Origin of the sequence: Salipaludibacillus sp. CF4.18 (assembly GCF_051262595.1) — a bacterium.
GTDB lineage: Bacteria > Bacillota > Bacilli > Bacillales > Salisediminibacteriaceae > Salipaludibacillus > Salipaludibacillus neizhouensis.
In genome coordinates this window covers 1-7,476 of record NZ_JBIMEV010000097.1, presented here as the reverse complement: position 1 = coordinate 7,476, position 7,476 = coordinate 1, and the positions used below count along the sequence as shown (strand labels likewise).

Genomic DNA, 7,476 nt, shown 5'->3' with positions numbered 1-7,476 from the left:
GATTTTTTCTGCAGTGGATGCTTCTTTCACAATGAATTTATCTTTAGGAGAGCGACCTGTATATTTACCTGTTGAAACTGAAACAGCACCAGTCGAAGTTAATTTTCCTTCTTTTCTCATTATTACTTTTTCTACTAACTGCGAAACACTTAATTGGACCTCTGCATTGCTTCCATTTAGTAAATCATATAATTCAACTTTGGCCTTCACATTACTCATATACATACCACCCTTTGTCTTTTTAATGAAAATTCCTCGTAATTCCTATAGATAGTTTTGTTAGGAGAACATCCCTTTAAATATGTTGCATATTTTTTTGGCTAGCAATCTGACCTGCTACTAGCTTTACGAGATCTACTACGCGGCAGGAGTAGCCCCACTCATTATCATACCAGGCAAGAACCTTTACCTTACGGGTTCCCATAACGATTGTAGATAAACTATCAATAATAGACGAACTTGGATTTGTATTGAAATCTACTGACACAAGCGGCTCATTACAGAACTCTATAATACCTTTCATCGATCCTTGGGACGCAGTCTGAAAGGCATTATTAATTTGTTCCACTGTCACATCACATTTTACGTCTACTACAAGGTCTACAAGCGATACATTTGGAGTCGGAACACGTAGTGCAATACCATGTAGCTTTCCGGTTAAATGTGGTAGTACCTTTGCTAATGCCTTAGCTGCACCTGTTGTAGTCGGAATAATGGATTGTGCGCAAGCCCTAGCTCTACGTAAATCCTTATGTGGGTTGTCGATATTATTTTGGTCATTTGTATAGGAATGTACAGTGGTCATTAAGCCGTTCTCAATGCCGAATTGTTCATCTAACACCTTTACGACTGGAGCAAGACAATTGGTTGTACAGGAGGCATTTGAGATAACATCATGTTTTGTAATATCCAACTGACTGTCGTTTACACCAACTACAATAGTAGCATCTTCATTTTTACCAGGAGCTGTTATAATGACCTTCTTTGCCCCTGCTTCTATGTGCAGACTTGCTTGTTCTTTTGCATTAAATTTTCCTGTGGCTTCAATCACAACATCTATGCCTAGTTCCTTCCAAGGAAGATCTTGCGGATTACGATGATTAAGAAGTTGAACCACCTTACCATCAACCAATAAGCGATTTTGCACTACCTCTATGGAACCGTCAAATTTCCCGTGCACGGTGTCATACTTAATAAGGTGTGCTAACGTGTCTGCCGAATAGCTCGCATTAATTGCTACAACCTGAAATGAACTTTCTTTTATCGCTTGACGAAATACCATTCTTCCAATACGACCAAATCCATTTATAGCAACATTAATCATATAAACAACTCCTCCTCCTTAATTATGTTATAATATTTCATCATTTTTCATAAATAGTATAACATTAATGAAAAATAAATTCATAACATATTTCATTTTTTTAATAACTTAATCAAAATCAGCTTTTTAATTTAAAAATTTTACCAAAGAGATAATAACGAAAAGTACCCTATGTCATTTGTAGCTCTAAAGATTTAGTCTCTTCTTAAGAGATAAGAATTAATAAAAGACGGCTATGCCGTTTTTTTTATAAGGGAGCGCTTCCATTTTCTTCGATGTTCCATGCTTAATGACTTTCTCTCTTCTGTATTTTAGTAGTTCTATAGAATAATAAAAAGTTTATGTAATTAATGTAAGCGTTTTTAATTTTAAAAAAGTACGCAGCCAAATAGCTGCTTAACCAGTTTATCGAGAAAGTCTTGAAATTAGCCACTATTAAGCTGATAGAACGAAAGCGCCAAGTGGTTTCTTTGATGGGTTTTATTCTTGCATGATGCTGATTCCTATATATCCATTTAGCTCCATTTGTTTCTTTTTGCATAAATAGTTTCTAGCTTGAAATGCCAAGGTACAACTTATTAGTATGGTAATTAAAGTGCTATATAAATAACATTCAAATCGTTCTATTTTCGTTTTCTTGATTATTTATTCCAAAAATAAATTCCCATGTTCTTCATAAGATCTCAATTTCCCAACGTAACGAATACATATCATACACTTCTAGCTCCAATAGTTGTTCACGTGGCACATTAATATTGAAAGTGTTCTGTGTGTTTTTATTAAGCTAGAATAGGTTTTCGAGTGGGTTGCTATTGGAATGATTTTTTAAAATCAAATAATTTAAAAGTACTAATGAATTTCCTTAATACTAGCTAATCGAATAGAGATGGCATCTTGCTGTTCGTTTATCACATAAATGGTTTGATGGTAAAGATTAAGTTTATATACTCGACCTTTGCATACTTGTTGAGATCCATATTCAAAATAAATAATGGTAATAAAGCGGTTTTTGGTTAATTCTTTTAAAAACATCTATCTATCTCCTCAATAACTAAATTCCTTTATAGAAAAGGGGTTAATTTATTAGGGTGTGAGCTATTTTATTTGCACCTCTTTTTTTATCTCTGACTGTGTGACTCCTTACCATTTTGTAATCGCTTGCATCTGCACTAAACATCTTAATTCACATTTTATATATTTAAAAGTTTATAAAATTATTGATTTATTTATGTAATTAAAAATAGTAAAAAATTTCATAAAAAAAAGACTCAACACATATTGCGTCTGAGTCATACTAAATAAGCTTCCAATTTTTCGTTATTGCCTTTATAGGAATAATGATACACTGGCCTACCGATGCCATAAGTAAGCGTTTCTTCTAGCACATCAATTTCAGCCAAAAACATAAGGTACTTACGCACGGAAACTCTGGAAATTCCTGTTGATTCCGCTATGTCCTCTGTTGAAAAAGATTTCATTTTCTTAATCATATCAATAATAACTAACAAGGTGTTTTTCGTTAATCCTTTTGGCAAAACCTTCTGCTCGTTCATTCTTTCTCGTTCAGAGTTTAATAGCTTTTGATCAAGGTCCTTTTGATTTAAACCCTTTTGTTTATGCATAAATTCAAATTTTTCTTTATATCGAAAGAGTGCTTGTTTAAATCGCGTAAATTCAAAAGGTTTGATTAGATAATCAATCGCTCCATAGTGCAGAGCTGTTTGAATATTCTCGGTATCGGTTGCAACAGTAATTAGTATAACATCAATTGGTAAACCTTTTTCTCGAATTGTTGATAACATTTCGAGACCGTTCTTCCCTGACATATAAATATCTAACAAAATTAGTTGAATATCTTTTTCACTTTTTTCCATCAGCTCCATCGCCTCTTCTACTGAACTCGCAATGCCTACTAATTGGAATCCTTCAATATTACTAAGATAGCGCTTATTAAGCTCTGCCACCATTGGATCATCTTCTACAATTAGTACTTTAATACTCATCTTGTACCCCATCTCTCATTAAATCATAGTCCAGTTCTACTTCAAATACAGTACCTTTTTCACTACTAGAAATATTAAAGTATCCATTTAATTTCTCAATACTTTGTTTCATTAAATAAAGTCCAAACCCCCTGTTAGAACCCTTGGTGGAGAACCCTTTTTTAAAGATTTTTTTAAGGTTCGTATCGGTTATACCTGGCCCTGTGTCAGAAATAGTTACTTGTAATTTACCGTTTTTCTCTTTTAACCTTAATGTGAGTTCCTTTTGTATACTAGTGGAGAGTGCTTCAATTGAATTATCAACTAAATTACCAATAATAGTAATTAACTCCTTACTAATCTCTACACTAAGCTCTTGACTAATGCTCGTGTCAGTTGAGATAGTAAATGTGACATTTCTTTCTCTTGCATAGCTCATTTTCCCCATCAGAAAACCTGCTAGGACAGGATCCTTGACACTTTTGGTCACTAATTCTGCATCTTGATTTTTAAGATCAATAATCTTTCGGATAAACGCAACTAATTCATCATAAGCTTCCATTTGAACCAAACCAAGAATAACATGAAGCCTATTCATGAATTCATGTGACTGTGCACGAAGAGCCTCAACGTATGTCCTGACACCTACTAATTCTTTTGCTAGCTGATTCACTTCAGTTTTGTCTCTAAAAGTAGCAATTGCGCCAACAACCTTATTATTTACAATTAAAGGTTCACGATTGGTTAATATGGCTATTCCATTTAAAATCTCTTCCTCATCTCGCTCAGATTCGCCTATTTCCATCGCTCGATCTAGTTTCGTGTTTGGCATATAATCTGATATATTCATTCCAATGGGTTGGTCGTGTAACCCAGCTTTTTTAAATAATCGAAGCGCTGACTTATTTACCAAAGTAATATTTTGATACTCATCCACTGCCACTATTCCTTCATGAACAGACTGTAACATCGTACTACGCTCTTCCAAAAGCTTAGAAATTTCATAAGGTTCAAGCCCAAATAATATTCTTTTTATATATTTAGCAAGTAAAAGTGCTCCAATTACCCCGATGATGATACCAAGTAAACTTCCCATAATAATATTGCGACGGCTTTGCAACAAGGCATGCTCAACCATTTCTAATGAGATCCCAACTGCGACAGCTCCGATTTGATTTCCGGTGTTATCATATATTGGTGTAAAAGCTCTTAAAGAGTCACCAAGGGTACCTTCGGATGTCGATACATACTCTTCCCCTTGTAAAACGTCCTGTTGATCTCCTCCGGAAAAAGGTTTTCCTATCCTATCCGAATTAGGATGTGTATATCGAATTCCGTTTATGTCCATTACTACAACAAACATCATTTCAGTAATTGATTGTACTTCATTCGTATATGCTTGAATAGCTTCTGAATTTTCATTTGCTAATAGACTTCCCTTCACAATATCAGATTCAGCAACTGTTCTAGATACAATCAATGCCTTTTCTTCTTGATTGGCTCTGATCCGCTCACCTGTAGTACTAGTGATAAGAATGTCTGTAACTAATAAGGAAAATAAAATAACGACGCAGCCAAATACCGTAATAATGTGGCTTAATTTAAATTTTTGTCTCAAAATAAATCACCCCATATCCTATTAAAGGATTATAGCAAAATTAGTTTATCCATGTAGATGTGGTATAAGGCACAGGTTTATCTCAACTATTTTCAGACATTATTAAGAAAAACGGCATAGCCGTCTTTTATTAAATACAGCGTTAGCTTCCACCGCAAGTATCAAGGGTGGGCTTCCCTTGATACTTGCGGTGTGAAGGTAGCTGCCAATTTTATAAAATGGTCTATTAAATTTAAAATCGACTGCTTTAAATGCAGTCGATTCCAGTTAAATAGTATAACGATATACGTCCCCTTACAAAAGTCTGCGATCTAACCCTTTTCCTTTACAATTATCAAGTAGTAACAACAGCTTTTCTATTTACCCCTGTCTCGATTCCAGCATTTGCAACATCCTTTGCCACTGCAAGTGCTACTCTATTATCAAATGGTGATGGAATAACATAGTCTGCCGACAATTCTTCCGCTGAAATAAGTGATGAAATCGCAAGTACGGCTGCTTTTTTCATTTCTTCGTTAATATGTGTAGCTTGTATATCTAATGCCCCCCTAAAAATTCCAGGAAAAGCTAGTACGTTGTTTACCTGATTAGGAAAATCTGAACGGCCAGTTCCAATCACTTTTGCACCAGCAACTTTGGCATCCTCTGGCATAATCTCTGGTATTGGGTTTGCCATTGCAAAAATAATTGAGTCCTTATTCATCGTACCAACCATTTCTTTCGTTAATGCACCAGCAACAGATACTCCAATGAATACATCAGTGCCTTTTACAGCTTCCTCTAGTGATCCCATTACATTGGTACGATTGGTGATTTTAGCCATTTTTTCTTTAAGTGGGTTCATTCCATGAGGACGGCCTTCGTAAATGGCTCCTTTAGAATCACAAAGGATAACATCACTAACACCAAAAAGATTTAACAATTGAACAATGGCAATACCTGCTGCACCAGCACCATTAATCACCACTTTGATGGCTGATATATTTTTATCAACTATCTTCAATCCATTTACTAAACCAGCAACAGTCACAATAGCTGTTCCATGTTGATCATCATGAAAAACCGGGATGTTCGTTTCCTTTTTGAGACGATCTTCAATCTCAAAACACCTCGGCGCTGAAATGTCTTCCAAGTTAATTCCACCCAAGCTTGGCTCGAGAAGTTTTACTGTGTTCACAATTTCATCCACATTATTTGTATTTAAGCATATTGGAAACGCATCTACACCAGCAAAACTCTTAAATAGAACTGCTTTACCTTCCATTACGGGCATTGCCGCTTCAGGTCCAATGTTACCAAGCCCTAAAACAGCAGATCCATCAGTAACAACTGCAACAGTATTTCCTTTCATCGTGTACTCAAACACTTTGCTTTTATCTTCAAAAATTTCTTTGCAAGGCTCCGCTACTCCAGGTGAGTAAGCAAGACTTAACTCCTTAGGATTTCGAACTGCAACTTTTGCAGTAGTTTCTAATTTCCCTTTATTGTCTCTATGCATTTGTAATGATTCTTCTCGCAATTTATCCATCGTTACACTCTCCACTTCAACGAAAAATTTGGTATTCATATATGGAACAATGCCCTTTAACAAATTAAAACGTTATCATTTTGAAATTTTACGCAAACCCCATACTTTTATTTATAATAAACATTTAACCATTTTAACAGGTTTTATAATTATTAAATTCATTTTGTTATTAAAAAAATTAAACCAAACTATCTCCTCAAGATCAGGATGAACCTCGCAAAAATACCTTTGTTTATTAGTCTATCCATTCTTTCCTCTCCATTTGACTTAGCCCTTTAAGAACAATGAAGAAAGACGATTACTAAGAGTAATCGTCTTTCAATGAATTATGTCAATTTTATAATTGAGTTAAGTACCGTTGTACTTTCTAGTAAAAAGTCTATATAAAAAAACAATTTCTAGTTAATAAAAGCACTTATTACGGTTAAAACTATCTGCGAAACGCACTCAATATAGATTGTACAAAACATACCAATCGGCTGTAATATCTTAACTATAATATACTAGAATCAACATTATTTGACCTAAAGTTATCAAGCAATGTACGAACTTCATCTGTTGACTCTGTGTTCATCATTTGATTTCTTAATTCACTCGCCCCTCGAAACCCACGGACATATATCTTAAAAAAACGATGAAGAGGTTTGAATGGACGCGGTTCAAATTCCTTTGAATAGTGATCATGGAGGTCAAGCTGTAACCTTAGAAGAACCAGAAATTCCTCACTACTATGCTCTTTCGGATCCTTTTCAAAGGCAAATGGATTTTTAAAAATACCACGCCCAATCATAACCCCGTCAACACCGTATTGATGAATGAGGTCCAAGCCAGTTTGACGATCAGGAATATCCCCATTGATCGTCAAAAGTGTATCTGGTGCCAGATGATCACGAAGTTTTTTAATCTCCGGAATCAGTTCCCAATGAGCATCCACGCTACTCATTTCCTTTTTTGTACGCAGATAAATAGAAAGATTTGCGATGTCTTGCTTCAATAAGTGTGTAAGCCAGCCGCGCCATTCGTC

Annotated in this window: 7 protein-coding genes; all 7 read right to left on the bottom strand. The window is 35.1% G+C overall.

Annotated features, from left to right (window positions below; genetic code table 11):
* The coding region (locus ACHABW_RS25005; protein WP_435759656.1) for a phosphoenolpyruvate carboxykinase (ATP) at nucleotides 1-219 on the bottom strand (219 nt) is incomplete at its 3' end.
* Nucleotides 220-295: 76 nt separating this feature from the next.
* Nucleotides 296-1,324, bottom strand: a complete 1,029-nt coding sequence (locus ACHABW_RS25000) for a glyceraldehyde-3-phosphate dehydrogenase (protein WP_435759654.1) — start codon at nucleotides 1,322-1,324, stop codon at nucleotides 296-298.
* 849 nt (nucleotides 1,325-2,173) lie between these two features.
* Nucleotides 2,174-2,356, bottom strand: coding sequence for a YolD-like family protein (locus ACHABW_RS24995; RefSeq protein WP_435759652.1), 183 nt, complete (start codon nucleotides 2,354-2,356; stop codon nucleotides 2,174-2,176).
* A 257-nt stretch (nucleotides 2,357-2,613) separates the two neighbouring features.
* Nucleotides 2,614-3,327, bottom strand: coding sequence for a response regulator (locus ACHABW_RS24990; RefSeq protein WP_435759650.1), 714 nt, complete (start codon nucleotides 3,325-3,327; stop codon nucleotides 2,614-2,616).
* Nucleotides 3,317-4,924 carry a DcuS/MalK family sensor histidine kinase gene (gene dcuS / locus ACHABW_RS24985; RefSeq protein ID WP_435759648.1) on the bottom strand — a complete coding sequence of 536 codons (1,608 nt, stop codon included), beginning with the start codon at nucleotides 4,922-4,924 and terminating at the stop codon, nucleotides 3,317-3,319. The genes ACHABW_RS24990 and dcuS overlap by 11 nt, the downstream gene beginning before the upstream one ends.
* A 334-nt stretch (nucleotides 4,925-5,258) precedes the next feature.
* Nucleotides 5,259-6,452, bottom strand: a complete 1,194-nt coding sequence (locus ACHABW_RS24980) for an NAD(P)-dependent malic enzyme (RefSeq protein WP_435759646.1) — start codon at nucleotides 6,450-6,452, stop codon at nucleotides 5,259-5,261.
* A 493-nt stretch (nucleotides 6,453-6,945) separates the two neighbouring features.
* The coding region (locus tag ACHABW_RS24975) for a tRNA-dihydrouridine synthase (protein WP_435759644.1) at nucleotides 6,946-7,476 on the bottom strand (531 nt) is incomplete at its 5' end.

What these genes read in the sequence shown, in the direction of transcription:
- ACHABW_RS24980 (WP_435759646.1), bottom strand. Translation starts at nt 6,452, where the DNA reads ATGGATAAATTGCGAGAAGAATCATTACAAATGCATAGAGACAATAAA.
- ACHABW_RS24995 (WP_435759652.1), bottom strand. Translation starts at nt 2,356, where the DNA reads ATGTTTTTAAAAGAATTAACCAAAAACCGCTTTATTACCATTATTTAT.
- ACHABW_RS25000 (WP_435759654.1), bottom strand. Translation starts at nt 1,324, where the DNA reads ATGATTAATGTTGCTATAAATGGATTTGGTCGTATTGGAAGAATGGTA.
- ACHABW_RS24990 (WP_435759650.1), bottom strand. Translation starts at nt 3,327, where the DNA reads ATGAGTATTAAAGTACTAATTGTAGAAGATGATCCAATGGTGGCAGAG.